Origin of the sequence: Amazonocrinis nigriterrae CENA67, from assembly GCF_016056305.1 — a bacterium.
Classification (GTDB): domain Bacteria; phylum Cyanobacteriota; class Cyanobacteriia; order Cyanobacteriales; family Nostocaceae; genus Amazonocrinis; species Amazonocrinis nigriterrae.
Genome location: NZ_JAECZC010000093.1, coordinates 84,471 through 108,377, shown reverse-complemented (window position 1 = coordinate 108,377; position 23,907 = coordinate 84,471). Strand labels below are relative to the sequence as shown.

Here is a 23,907-nt window from a genome sequence, read left to right as displayed (position 1 = left end):
TGCAACTTGGATGCACATTAGCTTATTACTCCCCTCTCCTGCGAGGAGAGGGGTAGGGAGAGGTCAAAACAACTTGTTGAACTCAAAAAATGTAAAAAGCCAGAGAGGTATTCTCTGACTTAGACATTAGTTAGGAATTGAGGTTAAAAAGGCTGCTGCAAGATAAATTGAGAATTAGAACACGAAGTTGCTAGCAGTGACGTTAGTAGCAGTGATGTTATTCAAAGTTACTAAAGTACCAAAACCTTCTGAAGTACCTGCTGAACCATCAACGTCAATTTGGACAAGAGTATTTGTACCTGACTGTATCCATTTTACGTATCCATCTGCGATCGCATCACTACCAACATAACCTGCATTTTGCAACAAAGATGTTAGTACAATCGCATCAGCACTCGTATTAAAGTCGGTAATTGTATCCCTATATTCGGTAAACTCTGAGTAAACAAAGTAGTCATTACCAGCACCGCCAGTTAAGGTATCATAGCCAAATTCACCAACCAAAACATCGTCACCGGCACCACCAATTAAAGAATCAGAACCATATCCACCGTACAAGATATCATCGCCATCACCTCCATTGAGAGTATCATTATCAAAATTGCCGTAGAGTGTATCGTTACCAGCACCGGTGGTAATTGAGTCATTACCGCTATTACCTTCAACATAGGCAACCCCAGCAGTTACATTAATCACGTCGTTGCCAGTGCCTGTAGATAATGCAAGACTTTCAATATTTTGAAATTTTATGCCATTGGAAACTGTTCCATTGGTGGTGCTAGTGTAGGAGACGTTTAAGTTTGTGGTGGCATAGGAAAGATCCAAATTCAGGTAGTCTGCACCAGAACCACCATTAATATTATCTACTCCAGCACCATCATAAATTGAGTCATCCCCATCCCCAGCATTGATGGTGTCATTACCTAGACCACCATAGACTGTATCGTCACCTAGACCAGAAGTAATCGAGTCGTTACCATAACCGCCATAAAGTGTATCATCACCTACACCAGAAGTAATCGCATCATTACCATCACCACCATCAATTACGGCATAACTCGCAGCACTCACATTAATAGTGTCGTTAGCATTACCTGTGTTCAACTCCAGACCTTCAATGTTTTTAAAAGTCGTGCCATTGGAAACAGTGCCATTTGTCAGGCTGGTGTAGGTGACAGTGAGGGAGGCAATATAATTAGACAAATTTAATTTCAGGTAGTCAGAACCAGTACCACCATCAATAGTATTGACTCCTGCACCTTCATCAATATAGTCATTGCCAGCCCCAGCATTGAGAGTGTCGTTACCGTCACCACCATAGAGACTATCGTTACCAGCACCTGTAGTAATTGAGTCGTTACCGTAACCGCCGCTGACATAGGCAACCGCAGCAGTCACATTAATACTGTCGCTGGCACTACCTGTTGTCAAGTTGAGACTTTCTATTTCTTTAAAAGTCGTGCCATTGGAAACTGTACCACTGCTAGTATTTGTGTAAGTGACAGTCAAGGGGACAATGTAATTAGACAAATCCAAACTCAGATAGTCATAGCCAGTGCCACCAGCGATGCTGTCTACTCCTGCACCGCCATCAATCGTATCATCCCCAGCACCAGCACTGATAGTATCATTACCATCACCACCATAGAGACTATCGTTACCAGCACCTGTAGTAATTGAGTCGTTACCGTAACCGCCGCTGACAGAGGCAACCGCCGCAGTTACGTTGATAGTATCGCTGGCACTACCTGTTGTCAGGCTGAGACTTTCTATTTCTTTAAAAGTCGTGCCATTAGAAACTGTACCATTTGTAGTGTCTGTGTAAGTGACAGTCACGGGGACAATGTAATTAGACAAATCCAAATTTAAGTAGTCATAGCCAGCGCCACCAGCAATGCTGTCTATTCCCCCACCACCGTAAATCGTGTCATCTCCAGCACCAGCACTGAGGGTATCATTACCATCACCACCATAGAGAGTATCGTTACCTGCACCAGTGGTAATTGAGTCGTTACCGTAACCAGCATCTACATATGCAACCGCCGCAGTCACGTTAATACTGTCACTGGCACTACCTGTTGTCAAGCTGAGACTTTCGATATTTTGAAAGGTACTGCCATTGGAAACTGTACCATTTGTCGAGGTGGTATAGGTGACGGTGAGGGGAACAATGTAATCTGACAAATTTAAACTTAGGTAGTCATAGCCAGCGCCACCATCGATGCTGTCTACTCCTCCAGCTTCACCATCATAGATATAGTCATTGCCAGCCCCAGCGTTGATGGTATCATTACCATAACCGTCAAACAACGTACCACCATAGATCGTATCGTTACCTGCACCCGTAGTAATCGAGTCGTTACCGTAACCACCATAAATTTCTGCGACTGCCGCAGCAGAAACATTGATAACGTCGCTGGCATCACCTGTATACAACTTTAAGCTTTCAATGTTTTTGAGGGTAGTGCCATTAGAAATAGTACCATTTGTGGTGTTGGTGTAGTTGACGGTGAGAGAGACAATGTAATTAGACAAGTCTAATTGTAAAAAGTCAAAACCAGCACCACCATCGATACTGTCTACTCCACCTTGACCATCATAAATATAGTCATTGCCAGCACCAGCATTGATGGTGTCATTACCATAACCAGTAACAGAGGACGTACCACCATAGATCGTATCGTTACCTGCACCTGTGGTAATTGAGTCATTACCGTAACCACCATAAATTTCTGCAACTGCCGCAGTCACGTTGATAATGTCGCTGGCGCTACCGGCTTGTAGTTCCAGGCTTTCAATTTCTCTAAAGTTAGTGCCAGTAGAAACTGTACCATTTGTGGAGTTGGTGTAGGTAACGGTTAATGGCACAATGTAATTGGAAAAATCTAAATTGAGATAGTCATAGCCAGAACCCCCGCTAATTGTGTCTACTCCTGAACCGTCATAAAGCGAGTCATTGCCAGCCCCACCACTGAGGCTATCATTCCCATCACCACCAGAAAGGTTGTCATTACCAGCCCTAGCATTTAGGGTATCGTTACCATAACCACCAGAAAGGTTGTCATCTCCAGCACCGCTATTAAGGCTATCGTTACCATCATCCCCAGTCAAGCTATCATCGCCGATGCCAGTGGTGATAGTGTCATTACCAACACCACCATTAACAGAGGCAAAATTGGCAGCAGTCACATTAATGTTGTCGTTGCCAATACCTGTTGTTAAGTACAAACGGTCAATATCCCGAAATGTTGTGCCGTTGGACACTGTGCCACTGGTAGTACTAGTGTAAGTGACAGTTAAATCGCTAGTGGCGGAGGAAATGTCCAAATCCAAACGGTCATTACCTGTACCAGCAACTATTGTGTCTACACCATACCCATCAGAAATATAGTCATCACCAGCCCCACTAGTGAGGGTGTCGTTGCCATTACCTCCTTCGAGATAATCGTTGCCGCCACCGGTGATAATAGAGTCATTGCCAGCGTTGGTCTGTACATTAGCATAAGTAGCTGCACTGAGGTTGATTGTGTCGTTGCCAGTATAGGTTTCTACAGTCAAACTTTCTATATTTTTAAAAGTTGTGCCGTTGGAGATGCTTCCCGATGCTGTGTTGGTGTAAGTGATGGTGAAGTTGTTACTATTGAAGGAAAAATCAATATCCAAACTGTCATTACCCAGCCCACCATCGATGGTGTCTACTCCTGGGGATGCTAAAATCCCACCATAGTCAATTTGGTCATCTCCATCACCACCATTGATGACATCATTGCCATCACCGCCATTCAGGAAATCGTTGCCAGCGCCAGCGTTGAGGCTGTCATTTTCATCACCACCATAAAGGTAATCATTACCAGCGCCAGCGTTGAGAGTGTCATTGCCATCACCACCACTAAGGTTATCGTTACCATTTCCTGTAGTAATGGAATCATTGCCGCCATTGCCAGTAATGTCAGCATTACCTGCAGCAGTGACATTAATGGTGTCGTTACCGCTGCCAGTTTCTAGCTTGAGACTTTCAATATTTTTAAAGGTAGTGCCATTAGAGACTGTGCCATTTGTGGAGTTGGTGTAGGTGACAGTTAAGTTACTAGTGGCAGCAGAATTATCTAAACTCAGGTAGTCAAAGCCTTGCCCACCATCGATTTGTTCGACATTCACGGTGCCATAGATATCACTGGCGTAAATTGAGTCATCGCCATCACCACCATTTAGGACATCATTACCAGCCTCGCCAAAAATGCTATTGCCAAGGGTATCGTTACCAGCACCAGCGTTGAGGGTGTCATTACCACTATCTCCATAAAGGTAATCACTACCATTGCCTGTGGTGATGGAATCATTGCCATCATTGCCATCTATGTTGGCATCACCCACATAAGTGACATTAATGGTGTCGTTACCGCTACCTGTTTCTAGCCTGAGACTTTCTATGTTTTTAAAGGTAGTGCCATTGGAAACTGTGCCATTTGTGGAGTTGGTGTAGGTGACAGTTAAGTTGCTAGTGGCATCAGAATTATCAAGTTTCAGGTAGTCATAGCCTTGTCCACCATCGATTTGTTCGACATTCAAACTGCCATCACTGGCGTAAATGCTATCATCGCCGTCACCTGCATTAAAGACATCATTACCAGCTTCGCCATAATAGCTATCGCCAAGGATATCATTACCAGCACCAGCGTTGAGGCTGTCATTGCCACTACCTCCATAAAGGGTATCCCTACCATTGCCTGTAGTGATGGAGTCATTACCGTCATTGCCAGCAACGTTTGCATTACCCGCAGCTGTGACATTAATGGTGTCGTTGCCGGTACCACTTACTAGTTTTAGGCTTTCGATATTTTTAAAGGTAGTACCATTAGAAACTGTGCCACTTGCCAGGCTGGTGTAGGTGATAGTTAAGTTGCTAGTGAGATCGCCTATATCTAACTCTAGGTAGTCATAGCCTTGCCCACCGTCAATTTTTTCGACTCCCGCACTACCTACATTGATGTAAATATTGTCATCGCCATCACCAGCGTTGAGGATGTCATTTCCCGCACCATCAGAAAGTCTATCGTTACCAGCGCCAGCGTTGAGGGTGTCATTGCCATTACCACCATCTAGGGTATCGTAACCATTGCCCGTGGTGATAGAGTCATTACCGTCATTACCATTAATGTCTGCATTACCCGCAGCTGTGACATTAATGGTGTCGTTGCCGCTACCAGTTTCTAGGCTGAGACTTTCGATATTTTTGAAGGTAGAACCATTAGAAATGGTGCCATTTGTGGAGTTGGTGTAGGTGACAGTTAAGTTACTAGTGGCATCAGAAATATCCCAGTCTAGAGAATCAAAGCCTTGCCCACCGTCGATTTTTTCGATGTTCAAACTGCCATCACTGGCGTAAATTGTGTCATCGCCATCACCAGCGTTGAGGATGTCATTGCCTGCACCACCATAAAGGTTATCATTACCAGCGCCAGCGTTGAGGGTATCATTACCATTACCACCATCTAGGGTATCTGTACCATTGCCTGTGGTGATGGAGTCATTACCGTCATTGCCAGTAATGTTTGCATTACCCGCAGCAGTAACATTAATTGTGTCATTGCCGCTACCAGTTGCTAGTTCTAGACTTTCGATATTTTTAAAGGTAGAACCATTAGAGATAGTGCCATTTGTGGAGTTGGTGTAGGTGACAGTTAAGTTACTAGTGGCATCGGAAATATCCCAGTCTAGAGAATCAAAGCCTTGCCCACCGTCGATTTTTTCGATGTTCAAACTGCCATCACTAGCGTAAATTGTGTCATCGCCATCACCTGCATTGAAGACATCATCACCAGCCTCACCAAAAAGGCTATTGCCAAGGGTATCGTTACCAGCACCAGCGTTGAGGGTGTCATTGCCACTACCTCCATAAAGGTAATCACTACCATTGCCTGTGGTGATGGAATCATTGCCATCATTGCCATCTATGTTGGCATCACCCACATAAGTGACATTAATGGTGTCGTTACCGCTACCTGTTTCTAGCCTGAGACTTTCTATGTTTTTAAAGGTAGTGCCATTGGAAACTGTACCATTTGTGGAGTTGGTGTAGGTGACAGTTAAGTTGCTAGTGGCAGCGGAATTATCAAGTCTCAGGTAGTCATAGCCTTGCCCACCATCGATTTGTTCGACATTCACGGTGCCATAGCTATCACTGGCTTCAATTGAGTCATCGCCATCACCACCATTTAGGGTGTCATTGCCAGTATCGCCATCAAGACTATCGTTACCAGCACCACCATTAACTGAGTCGTTACCTCCTCCAGCGTAAATATAGTCATTGATAACAGTACCAGCGAGTGTATCATTGCCAGATGTACCGTAAATAAAATTAGCCACAGATGTTTTTCCTTTGTTAGATGTTTATGCCAGGACAAAGTGTGGCGAATTGGGAACAGAGATTCATGTCCAATGTTCCAAGTCGCCAGGAAAGCTATCCCTTTCTAGGGTGGGACAGCTGTTTGCTGACTTTCTGTGAGGTAATTCCAAGTCCGATGTATTGATGTCAATTCTGTTAGCTGAACGATTGTCGTCCGCAAATGCAAGTGCTGCCCAATCAAGTTTAAGAAGCTGATGATCAGTCTAAATTTCATCATTATTTACTTATTTACTTCCTGAGCTTGGGTTTACTTATTTTCAGGGCGATGAATGCGATCGCTTAGTAATGTAACATAAATTGTGAAATTTATCTGTGATATTACCCTTGAGGGTACTTTTCTTTGCTTGTGAGTTTCAGCACAAAATAATCCCTAAATCTTGTTACTAAATACTTTTTTAACAACTATAATTAAAAGAGAAAATCAGGAATGCGATTTCGTTTCAGGTTCAGGTTGGGGATAGTATTTTTCTCTATTCGTAGTGATTAGAATTCTTGCATAAATATTTTTTTGCCTCACACAAAGTTGAGCCAGTGCGCCCTTGCGGTTTCCCGACTTGCACCGCTAACGCGGAACCCGCAGGGTAGGTGTAAAGAAGAATGCTAGAAGAAGGACTTTTGCAAGAGGTATATTACAGACATTTTCAGATGCATAGACCACAGCTAGGGCTGGGAGTAGGGAGTAGGGAGTAGGAAGTGGTATGGTCTATTGATTTGAAAATTGCTGTAAAGAGAGATAAACTGTATAAAGCAAGTTACACGCAGCAGTAACTAAAAGATAGGGTTGTTGACCGATAACTGGTGACAGTCATCAGTCATCAGTCATCAGTCATCAGTCATCAGTCATCAGTCAACTATGTGAAATAGCTTGTAAATTTTGATCAGATAACATCACTCTATTATCAGTTCAGTACGCACAACTCCAGCACGTTCATGACGAGCTAAAAGTTTAACTGTACCACCTAGAGTAGCACGTATTATCCATTCGACTTTCGCCCGATCTTTAGTTGGGTCACTTTGCCTTCTAGTGGGAGATGAAGGCTTGTAGGCACGTCCTTCTAATTGACCTAAATCTTCTATAAGCTTACCTGTTTCCAAAGTTGCACCAACAGGCAATTCAATTTCACAGATACAACCTCGTACCAACTTTTTATCCAAGGCTTTTTGAGTTATATAGGTAGGTAGCCAGCCTGTATTTTGTACAACTAGCCGCACTCGATACATATTATCACCCAAGCTATGAATGCTGGCTTCGTAAATTTCCAAACGAGGAGAGATTAATAGATGCCACACTACCCAGTCGGGGAAGCGGGCTATTTCTTTCTCTAGAAATTCCGGGGGTGGGTTTGTCCAAGCATACATGCTATCCCAACCGCCAAGTTCGACTTGACCGAGTTGGGGATGGTCGAAGGCATACCAGTCTATATAACCTTTGCCTGCAAGTTGTTCATCATTCCAGCGCAGCAGCTTGAGGTCATCTTCTAAAGGATGTTCTCGTTGCCAGTCTGTGTATTTATAGTTAGTAATTCCAGCTTGTCGCTGAGGACTCCAAATTTCTACTGTCCAGGCAAATAAACCTTGATATTCATAAACCCAATCATCAAATGTACCTGTGATTGCATCTTTAGGATCATAGCGAAATTCATGGAATGCAGAGATGGCTGGGTATTGGGTAAGTTCAGTACCTTTTTCACCGATGCGCTGGTAAGTGCGGAGGTCATTGACAGGAAATTCTTCATCACTGAGGTGGGTGTAAGGGCGGATGAGAACGCCGCTGAAGGTGTGAAAAGTAATCGCGCCGGTAATATTGGCATGATTTGTAATAAACTGGACTAGCGATCGCACTTCTGTTTCCGATGAAGGATAAGATCCTGCTCCTGGTTGCTGTGATTCTTGCCGCCACAACCCTGGAAAATTGCGGTTCAAGTCTAGTCCTTCTTTGGGACGTTGGATTTTAATTTCTACACCGTCATAATTTTCTATCTTGCCTTCAGGTAGTACGCGATAATATTGACCACCGATTTCTGTCGGTTCACGACGCACTAATAAACGAGGTTCTGTAGGACAGATTTTCCAAGCACCATTGGCATCAGGAATTCGCATCAATAAAATCCGACCATCGCCATCTATATCTTCCATCACTAACCCATCGTTGCGTTCGTCGTCATAGGGATAGGGACGGGTGCTAGAACGAATAAATTTTGGTTTTTCTGCAAGTGCCAATTCAGCACCGTCAGGGTTGACACGAGGGCAAATGTAGAAGGTGCGGGTGTCTAAACAACGGGTGATGTCTGCATGTGTGCCGTAGCCTTTAACTAATGTTTGCAGAAGGTACAGCAATGCACTCGACGCTGCTAGTTCGGTGGCGTGGATATTGCCATCAACCCACAGGGCTGGTTTTTCTTGATGTGAACAAAGAGCAAAGTTAGTAACAGTCAATAACCAAATATCACGACTTTCGTAACTCTTGCCGATACTTTCTATGTGGACTAAGTGAGGGAATTCCTGTGCATAACTGTGCAGAATGTGTGTCAGGTCTTCGTAACGGTAGTATTTATCAAACCGAACGTTTGGCATAACTGAATATCTGCTTGCAAATGGGGCTTGGAATGAATCAACAGTTTACACTATAAATCAACTGACACTGCAATTGTTAAGCTCATCTTTACGTAAAATCTGTCTGACGTTCAATTTTTTAAAATTTGCCTGTCAGCATCTCTTTGAGAATGATTAAATATTCACCAAAGGAAATATAGACTGTTTCATCTGGCATCATATTTGCATAAGCAAATGGTCGATTGTAGATTTTAGGGCTGACATGGTGTAATGAATGTTCTAAGGAATGATTGTGAGTGATAAATAAAAACAATCTTTCCCAAATACCAGACGGTTTCAAGTTCCGAGTTTTTAAATTACGTTCTTCTAATTTTCCTTCTATAATCAGGTTTCCATGTTCTATCAGTTCACTATGATGCACTGCTAGAGATCCCATCCAACAAGTAATCACATAAGGAATTACAATCTGAGCCGTAGTAACTTGGAATATCAGATGGGAACTATAACCAATTCCACCCCAAATCATCATCCGCATCAGAATAGAAATTATTAGTTGTTGATGCGAGTATTGTTTTTTCAACTGTGGCTGATGCGTTATTGTATAAGTAGCTAGAATAACCGTAAATATATTCCCTAAAATGATTTCACAGAAGTTATAAATAACTCGTAGTAAGTGATTTTTAATTTTTCCTAGAGGATGAAACTCTATATCTTTGTAGGTATTTACTTGAGAATGGTGAGAAGGATGAGCTATGCTAAAAACTTGGTGATCGAGAAACATCATCCAAGATAAAAGTAAGTAAAAAAACTTGTTGTGAATACTGGATAAATATTCATGCCAGCATTCATGCATAAAGACTGCTAGCCAGCAAAATAAATAAACTCCTGGGAAGATAATAAAAAATAATGAAAAAATCTTCAATTGGACATATACATAGGGGACAAATAATAGATATATGAGCCAGGTAAATGAAGCAAACAAAATTTGTATAGTTTGTTGGTTTGGAATTTGGCTTTTAGTAATATCTTTCATACTTTACTGATCCACAGGATAACTGTTCTTGAAGAGTTAAATTCTTCTAGAAAAGCTTTTAACTTTCAATCAATTAATATTCTTGCTCTCAGTTGTTGAGAATGAATTAATTTTTTCAAAAGAAAAATATTAAGTCAAGTTTCATGCAACAATTTTCTAATTTAAATCGAGCAATTGAATATATTTTGCAGACAGAATACTGAATGAACACATTGTTAAATCAACAATTAAATTACAGCAAGTGAATAAGTTTTGTAGACATAATACTGATTTTTCAACTTGCAAGGGATGCAATTCAATAGGTATATCACAATTTTTTCAGACATAATACTTAATTTGATATATTGCACTAATTCAGAGAAACTCTTACAAATAGAAGGATTAACATACTAAATTGACCCCAGCAGAAGGATTACTCTGCTCTTGCTGATAGAAATGTGCATGTCTATTGCATGACTAAGTGCAACAAAATGGATTTATTTGCTATTAGGTATAAAAAACAGAGGGTATCTGGATAGCAGGGGGGATAGGGGAATGAGGGGGATCTTGATACTACTTGTTCACCACGCAAATGCTGACAGGTGAAGACCGCTTAAAGGGTAAAGGGTAAAGGGTAAAGGGAAAGGAATTAAAAACCTTTACCCTTTTCCCCTTACCCAATTCCTGTGCCTGTCAAAATCTTTTTGGCAGGCTACTACTTATTTTCCCTATCTCCCCATCCTGCTTGATATGTGCTACTTGAAATAAAATAATAACCCAATCCCTGCGATCGCTATTATCACACTAGCGATCGCTCTCCAACTGACTTTTTCGCCCATGAAGACAGCGATGGGAATTACAAACAGTGGGCTAGTCTGCAACAATGTGGAAGCAATTCCCGCAGATGTCAATTTAATTGCTGTCTGTTGCAACCAAATTCCTAAGTAAGTTCCACAAAAAGCAGCAAGGCAAGTTGCAAGAATTACTTGCCAAGATTGCCAGTAAAAATAATATGATGTCTTTTGCCTCAGTCGAGAAAACCATATCGATATCAGGATAATCAACACACCTGCACTTAACCGCAACAAGGCAGCCCATAACGGTGCAACAGTACCACTAGCAAACGCTAAGCGAGAGATAACTGTGCCAGCCGCATTGGTAATTGCTGCTAATAAGCCAAAGCCGATGCCTTGCCATAGGTGCGTTGTAGAATAATCGCTGGTACTGGGGACTCGTTCTGTTACCACCCACGCAACTCCCAGAATGGTAAGCAAAATACCGCACCAAGCAATCATATTTAGCTGTTCACCAAGCAATATCATAGCTGCGATCGCAGTCGTGGGCGGAGCTAAAGTTCCTATAAGTAGAACCCGACGCGCCCCCAAGTAATTTATGGCAGCAAGGAAAGCTGTATCACCCAAACCAATACCCACTGCACCGCTGAGAAATAGTAGACACAAAGGCTTCAGGGCAATGTTTGGCAAGAGTTCGCCACTCAGCAAGATTGTCACCAAAAGCAGGGCGATCGCAATTATCCCTTTAATCAAGTTTAGTTGCAGTGGTGGAATCCTTTGTCCTACAACTCCATACACTACCGAAGCCACAGCCCACAAACCAGCAGCAGCTAAGGCTGCTAATTCACCTTTACCATCTGTGAGTATAAAACTTAAATAATTATTAAAAATAATATCCGCCCCTGAATTTATGCCTGAAACTCTTTAATAATACATCAAACAATTGCATAAAAATTAGCACTCAAAGCTAGCAAGTGCTAATTTTTGGATAAAGTTTAATTCCTCTGACATAGGCGGAAATGATACTTTTTCCAGATAGCAATTGCATGTTTTTTATTTCATACTTTTTTTAAAAACCTAAATTTTCCGTACAACTAATTACCAATTAGGAGAACTGAGATGAAATACACTTTTGACATTATAGGCGTGTCTCCAGTTTGGCATTTTTTTACTAATCAACAAGAGAGCCTGCAAAAGCCACAACACAAAGGAGTAGAATATTTGGGAACACAGAAATGCACCCTGGATGCATTTATAGAAACTGTGGAACCAGTTCCAGCCAAATGGAATTGGAATACCGACCAAGTGATAGACACAGTAGTGCAATTTTGGATGAATAACGCGGAAACTATTCGTTATTGGAAAGCACGTTTAAGTGATGCTGGTAACGATAATATATTAGTGGCAAGGCTAGCTGATATCACAGCGTTGCAAGCTGAATTTGAAGCCCTGCTAGGTAAGAAGTGGTAAGCAATTTAGTATAAATATTTTGGGCATGGGGCATTGGTAATTTTTCCCTATGACTAATGATCACTATCAGTAGGGTGTGTTGTCGCGCAGCGCAACGCACCGCTACAGTTTATTATCATAAGCAATATAGCTAAATCATATATGTATGAGAAAATAAAATTAGGACGGGCTTTGCCTACTACAACCTGTGTATGGGAAGAAAAGCCCACTACCTCTATTACAAAAATAAAATAAGAATTCTATATGCTTGTAAAATTGCAACAAATTATCGTCAAGCCTGGACAACAAATGTTACTCAAGGATATTAGTTGGCAGCAATTAGAAAATATTTTAGAAGAATTAGAAGAAAGAAGTGCTACACGCATTTCTTACAGTAATGGCTGGTTAGAAATTATGGTTCCCCTACCTGAACATGAAAAAGATAAAGAGTTAATTGGTGATTTAGTCAAAATTTTATTAGATAAACTGCAAATTGATTTTGAACCTTTCGGTTCTACAACATTGAAAAATGAACAAATGCAGCAAGCAGTAGAACCAGATACTTCTTTTTATATTCAAAATCAAGCTGCGGTCATTGGGAAAAATCGACTTGATTTAACTGTAGACCCGCCACCAGATTTAGCAATAGAGATTGATATTAGCTCACGCACTCGATTTGAGAATTATAAAATTTTAGAAGTTCCTGAACTTTGGCGATATACACAACAAGGTTTAGAAATTTATTTGCTACAAGATGGCAAGTATATTCAATCTCAATCTAGCCCTAATTTTCCTAATATTCCAATTGTTAAATTAGTCAATGAGTATGTTCAGCAATGTTTAACCATTGGTAGAAGTCAAACTATTCGTAATTTTAGAAATTGGATGCAAGAGACTTTATAACCATTAAAAAATGGATATCTTAATTAAGGTAACTATCATCAGATTATCATAGAATTTAAGGCTTTTTGAGAAAGGCGATCGCTCATGACTACCGAAAATAACCCAACAGCCTTTGTGGACTGGGAACCCCCCACGCCACCTACAGATTTAATTTTTGATGATGGTGAACCCTTGGAATCAAATCGTCACCGTATTGGCATGAATGTCCTGATTCGGTCATTACAACAAGCTTGGGCTGACCGCAATGATTTGTTCACAGGCGGCAATATGTTTATTTACTACAGTAGCGCCCAACTTCGTAATCGTGATTTTCGCGGGCCAGATTTTTTTGTTGTCCTCAATGTTGATGGTAATAACTCTAGACAAGGCTGGGTAGTGTGGGAAGAAAACGGCCGCTATCCTGATGTCATCGTCGAATTAATGTCACCATCTACCGCAGCAATAGACAAGGGTATTAAGAAAAACCTTTACGAACAAACTTTTCGCACTTCAGATTATTTTGTCTATGACCCCTTTGATCCTAATTCTTTGCAGGGCTGGCATTTAGATGCTAATCAACAGTATCAGCCTTTGACCCCAAGCGATCGCGGCTGGCTATGGTGTCAAAAGTTAGGTTTATGGTTGGGCATTTGGGAGGGAACAATAGACAGAGAAACGGCGGTATGGTTAAGGTTTTATGATGTAGCTGGCAATTTGGTTTTGTTACCAGAAGAAGCCGCAGCCGCGCAAGCACAAGCCGCAGTCACACAGGCAGAAATTGCTGTTGCACAAGCACAAGCCGCAGTTGCAGAAGCAGAAGCGGCTGCTGTACGAGAAGAAGCGGCTGCTGCACAGGTGGCTCGTTTAGCGGCTAGATTAAGAGAATTAGGGGAAAATCCAGATGTTTTGTGACAGATTTTGGCTTTTTTGATGTGTTTGGACTACAGTTTTGAGAGGTTATTTATAAAGTAAAATTAATACTACTGTAGGGTGTGTTAGGCGCATATTGCGATATGATTTATCACAAAAATAATGATATGAGCGCCTAACGCACCATGTGATATGCCGTGCGTTAGGCTAAAGCAGTAACACACCCTACTAAGATTTAATTTATAAATTTTCTCTGAGTTATACTTTCAGGTTGAATTGGCACAAACTTATTTTATTATGAAGAGACAAGTAATTATATATCCAGGAGAAGACGATTACTGGGTGGCTGAATGTCCTAGTTTACCTGCTTGTATCAGTCAAGGAAAGACCAAACAAGAAGCGATTGCCAACATCAAAGAAGCTATAGAACTATATATTGAGGTTTTACAACAAGAAGGTCGGCCTATTCCAGAAGATTATCTGGAAACTGTTTTGATTGATGTATGAGCAAGTTACCAATCATTTCAGGTCAAGAGTGTATTAAAGCTTTAGGAAAGACAGGTTTTTATGTTTTGCGACAACGTGGAAGCCATATTATCTTACGTCGAAATGAGCCATTTGCTGAAGTCGTTGTTCCCAATCATCAAGAATTAGATAGAGGAACTTTACGAGCAATTATCAGACAGGTTGGACTGAGTGTTGATGAGTTTATCGATTTACTTTGAATCGCTCTTCTATTCCAGCTGCAAAATTAAGGTTGAATTGGCACAAACTCGTATTGATCAGTGCCAGGTTTTTGTTGCACTTTGATTAAAATTGTGAGAGCGTCTGCACGATCGCCTGATTGTGCAAACTTAATTTTTCCTGTAGCACCATCAGCTGAAAAATTGGGGCTATGCAACATTTGCTTTAGCCCATCACGAGTAGTTTTTTGCTGTAAACCTGTGATAATTGCCATAGTTGCATCATAAGCCGTAGCTGTTCGCCAGCTTACTGGAGCTTTCCACAAAATATCAGAATTTTTGACAAAATTGGAGTTTTGAGCATTTTGAATATGCCAGGGAATTGCCAATATCATTTTCTCAGCTTTTTTGCCAACTTGGAGAGTTTCTATTTTATAAACATCATCTCCTCCTAATATAGGAATTTTGTTGTTGTTATGATGAACTACTTGTAGTGCCTTGTCGAGGGAATGCGAATCTGGGGCTATTAACAAGACTTCAGCACCTTCTTGACTAGCTTGTTTTATGCTATTATTTGGATCGAAATCCTCGGTGGATAAGTCAAAATTTAAACGGTTATCTCCATTAATATCAAAACCAGCATATGATTTAAATTGAGATATGAAAGATTTACTGTAGTTATTCTTGGAATTGTAGAAAAACGCTACTTTAGTTTTTTGCAATTTGTTCACCATGAAATCGGCTAATTGCTTTGCTGCAACTGCATCACTAGGAACTGTACGAAAAACATAACTGTTATTAGCTCCAGGTATTGTAACAGCAGTACTCGTAGGAGAAATAGCAACAAGTTTTGAATTGTTATAGATTGTGCTTGCTCCTTTGGAAGCAGCACTAGAACAAGGGCCTACTACACCTAATATGTCCTGTTTATTGACTAAGACGGTTGCAATTTCTTTAGCAGTATCTTCGCTATCATCGTCATTAGCGATCGCTACCTCTAAAGCTTTGCCATTTATACCACCAGTGCTATTTACCTGATCTTGAACGTGAGCCACACCGCGCAATATCTCTTTAGCAACATTTGGGTTTGTACCAATAGGTACACTTACAGCAATTTTCAGCTGTTGCTGCTGCTGACGAGCTTTAGCATTATTTAAATAAATCAATGCTTCTGGATCTGTGCGGTTAGCTGTACGATATGCATTGAACTTATCAATAGCAGTTTTGCAATCACCGTTGGCAAATGCTTTAACTCCAGCTTCTTTATCTGAGTTTGTATCCTTTACCAATAAAATTTTTTCGCCTAAGCTAATTCTATCGCCCACAATATAACTCTCTTTAACACAAGAGTTAACTACTATTGGAGGTATAGTTTTGTGTAAAAGAGCGTATATTACAGTACCGCCAATCACTACGCCGATAATGCACGCTCCTACATATTGGAGAAAATTATTATTTTGGCGGGGTAGAGGATTTACTGGAGGAAGAGTAAGCGGCTTTTTGGCAATTATCGGAGCTTCAATTAAGGCTATATTTTCGTCTGTAAATCCTAAAACTTTCTGAAAACGTTTTAATTGTTCGCGAGTATTATCACTAATAGGATACTCTCGCTGAATTTCTTTAATAAATCTTTCCTGATAACGCTTCAATTTTCTCTGATACTCTCGGTGAGGTTCTAAAACTTTGCCCTCAATTACCACAGCTTCCTCAGATGTTAGTCCCAGATTATGCCGTAACTCATCTAACACATCACGCCCAGCATCAGAAATCTCACCTTTACCACTTTCTACCCAAAACTCAACTTCTCGACGATATTTGAGTTCAGGATCATCAATAGGTGCTTTGGCAAGGTTGATTTTATAACCTTCTTTGATAGCATATATTTCTGGCTTCATTGCCGGAGCAGCTTCTTGAACCTTACTTTTGGCATACTCATGCAATTCATCAACAGAAATCTTACCATCTTCATCTCGGTCTGCTGCACCAGTCTTTAGTCCCTCAACTATATAGCGGGTGTAAGTTGAAATATCTGCTCCTGGCTGTTCAAAAGAATATTGAGTTGAAGTACTTGAAGTGAGAACAGCTCGTCCTTCTCCGCCTAATTGGTTTTTAACATCCACAAAACCATCATCTCTGGCTAACATTCCTTCAGCAAATGCACCGCTAAAACAACAATCAAGAATCACTACCTCGCGTTTAGAGCGACTTTTGTTCATAACATCATGCACAAATCTTGCTCGCACTGTTGTAGACTTCAGTAATGTTTTGCGGGTATTATGAGTAGCAAAGTAAAGATTACCCTCTTCATCTTTAATTCCATGACCAGAGAAAAATAACAGTACGAGATCATCTTTTTGACGACCACCAAATAAAGTTTCAACGGCTTCCTCCATTTCTTGTCGTTGAGGATTTACCAGCACTGTTACTTCATCAAAACCACCAATCTCAGGGTGTTGTAAAACTTCCTGCATCGCCTCGACATCATTTATCGCAGCTGGCAATGGGATAAGACCAGGCTCATACTCGCTGACTCCAATTAGCAGGGCTACTTTTGCCATCTAGTTATTTTTCCTTGCTGATGAATTTCTTAATTACCTGCGATAAACTTTTGGGCTTGTTCAATGGCGGCGGTTAACTCTTGTTGACTGCTAGCTTTGACTTTGAGTTTCTTACCGTTAGCCTCAACTTCCAATTCAATAGTTTTGTTACCTAAGCGATCGCTCAAAAATCCCAACAATTTCTTAAAATTGGCTATACTCACCTCAGCCTGCAACACTCCCACTAAAAAACCACCAACAGATTTGGCTGTTTCGGGTATTTCTGTAACTGCTACCAGTTCAGCACTTTCTACATCTAAGTCTCTGATTTCCCGCAGTAAATTTCGTGTTTCTCGTTCTAACTCCTCTAGATCTAGGTCTGAATTAGAAAGAGCGATCGCTAGTTTGACGTTAGATTCAGAACTCATTTTCTACCCTTTGAGGTTTTTTCGCTGTTGAGAGTTAATTCAATTACCGTAATCTCACTATTGACATCATATATGCTATGTAAAATTACTCAAATTTTTTCAAAATTTTTACAGGAATTGGTAAGATATGCAGAGTTGAGAGCGATCGCTCTGAAATAGGTTTAAAACTTGAGAGTCAGCATAAAGCTAAAAGACATTTAGTTTGCATAACTAAATTTCATTAAATTTTTGTGGCGTAGACATCTTGCCATTGGTATTACTAGTCGCAAAAATTGGTTTACGAGTCGCAAAAATTGGTTTACGAGTTGCAAAAATAGGTTTACGAGTCGCAAAAATAGGTTTACGAGTCGCAAAAATTGATTTACGAGTCGCAAAACAATACTCAGCAACGCCACATGCTCCACTTGGGGAGACCCCAAGACCGCAGTGGCTCCTCAGCACTCAGCACTCAGAAAGGCACTCACCACTTTGCCATATCTCTTAACTCGAAGCACTGGTATAAAATCGTAGAGCAAACCGCCAAAACCAGGTAGAAACAAAAAACAGCACTAATGCCAACACTGCTGCACCTATTAACCAAGTAATTTGACCTCGCCCTAAGATAATCTCCGCTGGTATAGTAGTTAAAAACGTCACTGGTACAACAAATGTAAAGAAAAAGCGGTAAGCCGTAGGGTAAGCTGCGATAGGATATCTTCCAGCTTCTAACAAACCCCTTAGCACTTCTGTAGCGTTGTATATTTTCACAAACCAGATACTAGTTGCAGCCAGCATAAACCACAAGCTGTAAAGAATCACCAAGCCGAATAACAACGGCACTACACTAAACAAGTAATTGCTGATTTCCAAGCCAAGGCGTTTACCTGCATACCCAATTATGCAACCACCAAAAACTATATCAGGTAGACCCCAAGGAGAAAGGGTATGAGTGGAAAGCCAAAACTGACTGCGGATAGGTTTGAGTAGCACAAAATCTAAAGTACCTTCTTGGACATGGCGGACAATGCGATTCAAATTTGCAGCCAGAAACGTAGTAGAAAAGCCTTGTAGCAAGGTAAAAACTCCTACAACAACCAAAGCTGCTTCCCATGACCAACCAGCAAAAGTGTAGCCAGTGCGGTAAAACAAAAATAGTCCAAAAAGACTGCCTCCAAGATTACCCAAACTGGTAAGGGTAGATATGATGAAGTTGAGGCGATACTCCATCTCTGCTGCTATAGCGGTACTCCAAAAGAGCTTTAGTACTTTCCAATATCTTCGCATTTTGCACCCTAAAATTGGTAATTGGGAATTGGGAATGGGGAATTGGGAATTGGGAATGGGGAATTGGGAATTGGGAATGGGGAAATGGGAATGGGTAAATTAACATTATTCTTCATTTTCCTCATCTCCCTCATCTCCCTCATCTCCCTCATCTCCCTCATCCCTACCACCAATTAGTTCAAAAATCAAAGCGGATTACTATAGTGATTCTCATGTAAATTATTTGATAGCCGATGGGTATGTCGATAGCCAAATAGAACAGGTTTCAATATGAACAAGCGCAACTTTCGCACGATTGAAACAAATGGGGTTCGTCTGAATACGGTTGTTGAGGGTGAGGGGCCTTTGGTTATCTTGCTTCATGGATGGCCTCAGTGCTGGTATCTATGGCGTCATCAAATTGATCCGCTTGTAGAAGCAGGCTTTCAAGTAGCCGTTCCCAATCAAAGGGGATACGATAGTAGCGATGCTCCAGAGGAAATCGAAGCTTACGACATACTTAATTTAACAGGGGACGTGGTAGGAATTGCTGACGCTCTTGGTCACAAAAATTTTATTGTTGTCGGACATGATTGGGGTGCAATTGTAGCTTGGAATACAGCATTACTATATGAGGAACGAGTTAGTGCTGTCGTGGGAATGAGTGTTCCTTACTTCCGTTACCCCACTGAAGCATTCACAAAGCAAGAGAATTTTGGGGACAACTTCTGGTACATGGTCTACTTCCAAAAACCTGGAATTGCCGAAGCTGAATTTGAAACAGATATTCGTCGTTCCCTACGCATGATTCATTATAGTATTAGCGCTTCTGCTCCTGAAGGACTTATCCTTAATCCGAAACCATCAACTTCTGGTTTTCTTGACGGACTGATTGATCCCGAACAGCTACCAAAAGGCATGACCCAAGAGGATCTAGACTATTATATTGAACAGTACCAACAAAGCGGCTTTCGTGGCAACCTGAATTGGTATCGCAACCTTGATCGTAATATGGAAATTACTCCCCAGTTGTCAGACAAAAAGATATCGCAACCAGCATTGTTCATTGCCGGTGAAAAAGACGTTGTATTGCAGTTTCCAGGAATGAATTTGGATGCAATGACTCAGTTTGTTCCGAACTTGAAAGGACAGGTTATCGTCCCTGGTGCTGGTCACTGGGTTCCCGCAGAATATCCCCAAGAAGTCAACGAAGCTTTGCTTGGTTTTCTTAAAGACTTTGGCTCTCAACGATCAGATGACTGACCAATATTGCATACCTGAATAAATTTACCTAAACTTAACAATAAAAAGCATTTATAAAAATTGCTGAACGTTAAGATGTTGTATGCATATTCTTTACAATGTGAGATGTTATGCATTTTGACTTACCTCATTTAATTAAATCACTAGGCTACTTTGGTGTATGGGGAATTATCTTTGCTGAATCTGGCTTACTGGTTGGTTTTTTTCTGCCAGGAGATAGTTTATTATTCACCGCTGGGTTTATTGCATCTCAGAATTTATTAAACATTTGGATTCTGATAATTGGTGCTTTTATTTGTGCAGTTCTTGGTGATAATGTTGGTTATACTACAGGTCATAAATTCGGCAGAAGATTGTTTCAGAAAGAAGACTCATGGTTATTTCATAAAAAACATGTTGTTAAAACCCAACAGTTTTATCAAAAGCATGGTAAAAAAACGATTGTTTTAGCAAGGTTTGTACCGATTGTGCGGACATTTGCGCCGATTGTGGCTGGACTTGGTGCGATGCATTATCGGACATTTATGTTTTACAACTTAATCGGCGGTTTAGTTTGGACATTCGGAATCACTCTGTTAGGTTTTTTCTTAGGAAAAACTCTACCAGCTGAACAAGTAGATAAATATTTGTTACCGATTATTGGATTAATTATTGTAGTTTCCCTACTGCCATCAATTATTCATGTAATTCAAGAATATCGAGGTAGCAAAAAATAAAATTCATCTCCCATTACTTCAAGTGGGGAAGATGAGGGAGATGAGGGAGATGGAGGAGATGAGGGAGATGAGGAAGATGGGGGAGAATAACAACTGACAACTGACAACTGACCACTGACCACTAACCACTTACTATTCCTGCATCTATGCAAAAACTTTAAAACACTCCCCCCTGCTCCCCTACTCCTCTGCTCAAATACCCAGTCTTTGATAAACTTCTTCTAAATGCCGCAGATGTTGCTGGGGGTCAAAACATACTTCAATCTCTGCTGGTGATAGCTTTTGGGTGACACGCGGGTCTTTACTAATCAAGTCGTGGAAATTGCCTTCTGGTTTGTTCCAAGCGGCGTGAGCGCTCCCTTGAACGATCGCATAAGCTTCTTCACGGCTCAATCCCTTGTCTACCAAAGCTAGCAGCACTTTCTGACTAAATACCACACCACCGTAGCAATTGAGATTGCGTTCCATGTTCTGGGGATAAACCAACAAATTTTTTACTAAGTCGATGATTTCCACCAGCATAAAGTGTGTCAAAATGCAAGCATCTGGTAAAATTACCCGTTCCACAGAACTATGGGAAATGTCACGTTCGTGCCAAAGGGCTACGTTTTCTAAAGCTGCACCTGCATGACTTCTCACAAGTCGTGCCATTCCTGTCAGTCGTTCTGAGCGAATGGGGTTACGCTTGTGCGGCATAGCGCTAGAGCCTTTTTGACCCTTAGCAAAAAATTCTTCAACTTCCAGAACGTCTGTTTTTTGGAGATTGCGAATTTCTACAGCAAAGCGTTCAATGGATGCTGCTACTAAGGCTAATTGTTGCACATAGTCAGCATGGCGATCGCGAGAAATAACTTGTGTTGAGGCTGTATCAGGTTTGAGTCCGAGTTTTTGGCAAGCGATCGCTTCCACGCGTGGTTCAATATTGGCATAAGTGCCAACAGCACCAGAAATCTTACCCACGGCAATAGTATCGCGGAGAATCTTCAAGCGTTCTTGGTGACGCAACACTTCTGCCAACCAGCCAGCTAGCTTAAAACCAAAAGTAATCGGTTCAGCGTGAATGCCATGCGATCGACCAATCATCACCGTATGACGATGTTCTTGTGCTTTGTGGCGAATTGCCCCAATTAAATCTTCTAGGCGCTGCGCTAACAAATCCAAACTAGCAACCAATTGCAGCGCTAAAGCAGTGTCTAGTACATCCGAGCTAGTTAAACCCAGATGAATATAGCGTCCGGCATCGCCAACATATTCGTTGACATTAGTCAAAAAAGCGATGACATCATGACGGACTTCAGCCTCAATTTCCAGCACCCGCTTAGGGTCAAAATTTGCCTTAGCCTTAATTTCTGCAACTGCATCAGAGGGAATATAACCCAATTCAGCTTGGGCTTCACAAACTGCAATCTCTACCTGGAGCCAGGTTTTTAATTTATAAGATTCAGTCCACAGGTTGCCCATTTCGGGCAAAGTATAACGCTCAATCAACGTTCGCGGCAGAATACAACTGTCATATTCTACAGTTTTTAGTTCATTTAGTGCATGTAAGCGATCGGGCAAATAAAACGAACTAGTACTCTATTAAATCAATTTTGCTTGAAAAACCAAGTTTTAGAATCTCTCTTTTCCTCCTTTTCTGTGTTCTCTGCGCCACAGACACTTTAACCCCAGTTGCAAAGGCTTTCGGTAGAGTCGCCTAACAAAACAGGCAACTGATTCAAAGAGAAGTCACCTGAACAGCATTTCCATTTAGGTAAATAGTGTTGCCAGATGCCCCGGTAATGACAAAATATTGAGAACCCCACAGGTTAGTATTTAAGACCAACACAAGCCGACCCTGATTTGCCACTACCGTCCAATTACCTGAGAACTGACGATTGGTCGAGTCCGTAGATGGAGCGTCAGTGTCCGACTGATAAAAACCCTGAAACTGCCCATCACCATACAGATCAACTACATACTTGGCTGAGTAGCCACCAACATAACCATCGCTGCTAAAAGTACTCCCCGTCTCGTAGGTTAGTCGTTTATTAGACAGCAGGGCGATCGCTTGTTGGGGAGAAACACTTTGAGCTACAGCTCTATTATCGCCAAAGGAAAAAGAAGTGCTGCCACCAAAATCAGTAGAGATACCGATTCTCAGAGTAAGTACGGTAGTAGATATGGCGAGCAAACTTGATACAAGAATGCGGTTTAAATTGAACATAATCAAAATTCACCTAGAGGTGTTCTTTTTATTTCAAGTTTTCCAGAAGCTTTATCAACTCTTCATTTGAGCAGTAGTAGAAGGAATACAGTCTTAGGCTACTACCGCACAACCTACTTCTATTACTGTTCAAGATGTGCTAGTGAGTATGTGTTATTGGCTTTTTTCCTTTTGTCAAAAAAGATGTGATTAATGCATAGTGATCGCTAACGCTCTACTGATGCTCTAAAACAATCACAGATCGAGAATCATTAATTGGTTTGTAAATTAATGCCTCAAATGCTGAGTATTCGTTTGCAACATACACATCTTTTGAATAACGCAACTGGTACAAGATATAAATTTCTGAATGTGTTGATTGAGACTATAAAAAATTTAAGTTACGAACACATGGCTGTTTCTATAAAAATCCTACTTGAACTTTGAAAGCATACTGAAATTCAAAGCTTTATCCAGCAATGCTTTTATCTTCAACACTTTTTATAAATTCAACAAGATTTCTACAGTAGCCAAATTCCAACTCACTTTTTTTACGGCTCACATCAGATTGCCATATCTCTTTCTACCTTAGTAGTTGTATAAAGCTGTAGGTAATTTCTGAGTGTTTATTTTTCAGATCATCAAATTATTTATCATGATTCATCATCCCATAGGAGTATGGTTTTCATACTTACGAGTGATTGTGGTATGATGCTAGTTGCTTTACGACCGATTTATGAACGTTAAAGGCGATGCTTCACCATTCAATGAGAACATCGCCTGCTTGAGTAAACATCAATCGAAACACTATGATGAGGCGATCGCTACAACGCTACTTAAGCAAAACTATAGCTGTGGTTACTGTAGGTTAAATTCCTTGATAACGA

General features: G+C 41.0%; 17 protein-coding genes. 7 read left to right on the top strand and 10 right to left on the bottom strand.

Annotated features, from left to right (window positions below; genetic code table 11):
- Positions 1-174: 174 nt before the first annotated feature.
- The 5 genes from I8748_RS30030 to I8748_RS30015 form a co-directional block, all read right to left on the bottom strand.
- A complete protein-coding gene (locus tag I8748_RS30030) occupies positions 175-6,366 on the bottom strand; it encodes a calcium-binding protein (protein ID WP_198128140.1) in 6,192 nt (2,063 codons plus the stop codon).
- A gap of 104 nt (positions 6,367-6,470) precedes the next feature.
- Complete coding sequence (locus I8748_RS34765) at positions 6,471-6,623, bottom strand: hypothetical protein (RefSeq protein WP_214662814.1); 153 nt, start codon at positions 6,621-6,623, stop codon at positions 6,471-6,473.
- Positions 6,624-7,294: 671 nt separating this feature from the next.
- Positions 7,295-8,980, bottom strand: a complete 1,686-nt coding sequence (locus I8748_RS30025; RefSeq protein ID WP_198128139.1) for a M14 family metallopeptidase — start codon at positions 8,978-8,980, stop codon at positions 7,295-7,297.
- Positions 8,981-9,098: 118 nt separating this feature from the next.
- A complete protein-coding gene (locus I8748_RS30020; RefSeq protein WP_198128138.1) occupies positions 9,099-9,992 on the bottom strand; it encodes a fatty acid desaturase in 894 nt (297 codons plus the stop codon).
- Positions 9,993-10,726: 734 nt separating this feature from the next.
- Positions 10,727-11,632 carry a DMT family transporter gene (locus I8748_RS30015; RefSeq protein WP_198128160.1) on the bottom strand — a complete coding sequence of 302 codons (906 nt, stop codon included), beginning with the start codon at positions 11,630-11,632 and terminating at the stop codon, positions 10,727-10,729.
- 252 nt (positions 11,633-11,884) lie between these two features.
- On the opposite strand from I8748_RS30015, the gene I8748_RS30010 reads away from it, so the two are divergent.
- The 5 genes from I8748_RS30010 (at position 11,885) to I8748_RS29990 (ending at position 14,691) form a co-directional block, all read left to right on the top strand.
- Positions 11,885-12,235: a hypothetical protein gene (locus tag I8748_RS30010; protein ID WP_198128137.1), complete on the top strand. Its 351-nt coding sequence runs from the start codon at positions 11,885-11,887 to the stop codon at positions 12,233-12,235.
- 243 nt (positions 12,236-12,478) lie between these two features.
- The gene (locus I8748_RS30005; RefSeq protein ID WP_198128136.1) at positions 12,479-13,117 is read left to right on the top strand and encodes a Uma2 family endonuclease; all 639 of its coding nucleotides are present in this window, start codon (positions 12,479-12,481) and stop codon (positions 13,115-13,117) included.
- An 84-nt stretch (positions 13,118-13,201) separates the two neighbouring features.
- Positions 13,202-14,008 carry a Uma2 family endonuclease gene (locus I8748_RS30000; protein WP_198128135.1) on the top strand — a complete coding sequence of 269 codons (807 nt, stop codon included), beginning with the start codon at positions 13,202-13,204 and terminating at the stop codon, positions 14,006-14,008.
- Positions 14,009-14,263: 255 nt separating this feature from the next.
- Positions 14,264-14,473 (top strand): type II toxin-antitoxin system HicB family antitoxin, encoded by a 210-nt coding sequence (locus I8748_RS29995; protein ID WP_198128134.1) that lies wholly within the window; start codon positions 14,264-14,266, stop codon positions 14,471-14,473.
- Entirely contained in the window at positions 14,470-14,691 is a 222-nt protein-coding gene (locus tag I8748_RS29990; RefSeq protein ID WP_198128133.1) for a type II toxin-antitoxin system HicA family toxin, read from the top strand. The genes I8748_RS29995 and I8748_RS29990 overlap by 4 nt, the downstream gene beginning before the upstream one ends.
- Before the next feature lie 26 nt (positions 14,692-14,717).
- Here the strand turns inward: I8748_RS29990 and I8748_RS29985 are convergent, their stop codons facing one another.
- From I8748_RS29985 to I8748_RS29975, 3 genes are all read right to left on the bottom strand, one after another.
- Positions 14,718-17,207, bottom strand: coding sequence for a caspase, EACC1-associated type (locus tag I8748_RS29985; protein ID WP_198128132.1), 2,490 nt, complete (start codon positions 17,205-17,207; stop codon positions 14,718-14,720).
- 29 nt (positions 17,208-17,236) lie between these two features.
- Complete coding sequence (locus I8748_RS29980; protein ID WP_198128131.1) at positions 17,237-17,614, bottom strand: hypothetical protein; 378 nt, start codon at positions 17,612-17,614, stop codon at positions 17,237-17,239.
- A gap of 480 nt (positions 17,615-18,094) precedes the next feature.
- On the bottom strand, positions 18,095-18,877 hold the full coding sequence (locus tag I8748_RS29975) for an ABC transporter permease (protein ID WP_198128130.1): 783 nt from the start codon (positions 18,875-18,877) through the stop codon (positions 18,095-18,097).
- Between the two features lie 270 nt (positions 18,878-19,147).
- Here I8748_RS29975 and I8748_RS29970 point away from each other — a divergent pair, with 270 nt between their 5' ends.
- Together I8748_RS29970 and I8748_RS29965 are read left to right on the top strand one after the other, a co-directional pair.
- Positions 19,148-20,119, top strand: coding sequence for an alpha/beta fold hydrolase (locus I8748_RS29970; RefSeq protein WP_198128129.1), 972 nt, complete (start codon positions 19,148-19,150; stop codon positions 20,117-20,119).
- A 110-nt stretch (positions 20,120-20,229) separates the two neighbouring features.
- The gene (locus tag I8748_RS29965; protein WP_198128128.1) at positions 20,230-20,835 is read left to right on the top strand and encodes a DedA family protein; all 606 of its coding nucleotides are present in this window, start codon (positions 20,230-20,232) and stop codon (positions 20,833-20,835) included.
- Positions 20,836-21,027: 192 nt separating this feature from the next.
- Here I8748_RS29965 and purB read toward each other — a convergent pair whose 3' ends face one another.
- Together purB and I8748_RS29955 are read right to left on the bottom strand one after the other, a co-directional pair.
- Positions 21,028-22,323: an adenylosuccinate lyase gene (gene purB, locus I8748_RS29960; RefSeq protein ID WP_198128159.1), complete on the bottom strand. Its 1,296-nt coding sequence runs from the start codon at positions 22,321-22,323 to the stop codon at positions 21,028-21,030.
- Between the two features lie 229 nt (positions 22,324-22,552).
- A complete protein-coding gene (locus I8748_RS29955) occupies positions 22,553-23,041 on the bottom strand; it encodes a hypothetical protein (RefSeq protein WP_198128127.1) in 489 nt (162 codons plus the stop codon).
- Positions 23,042-23,907 lie beyond the last annotated feature (866 nt).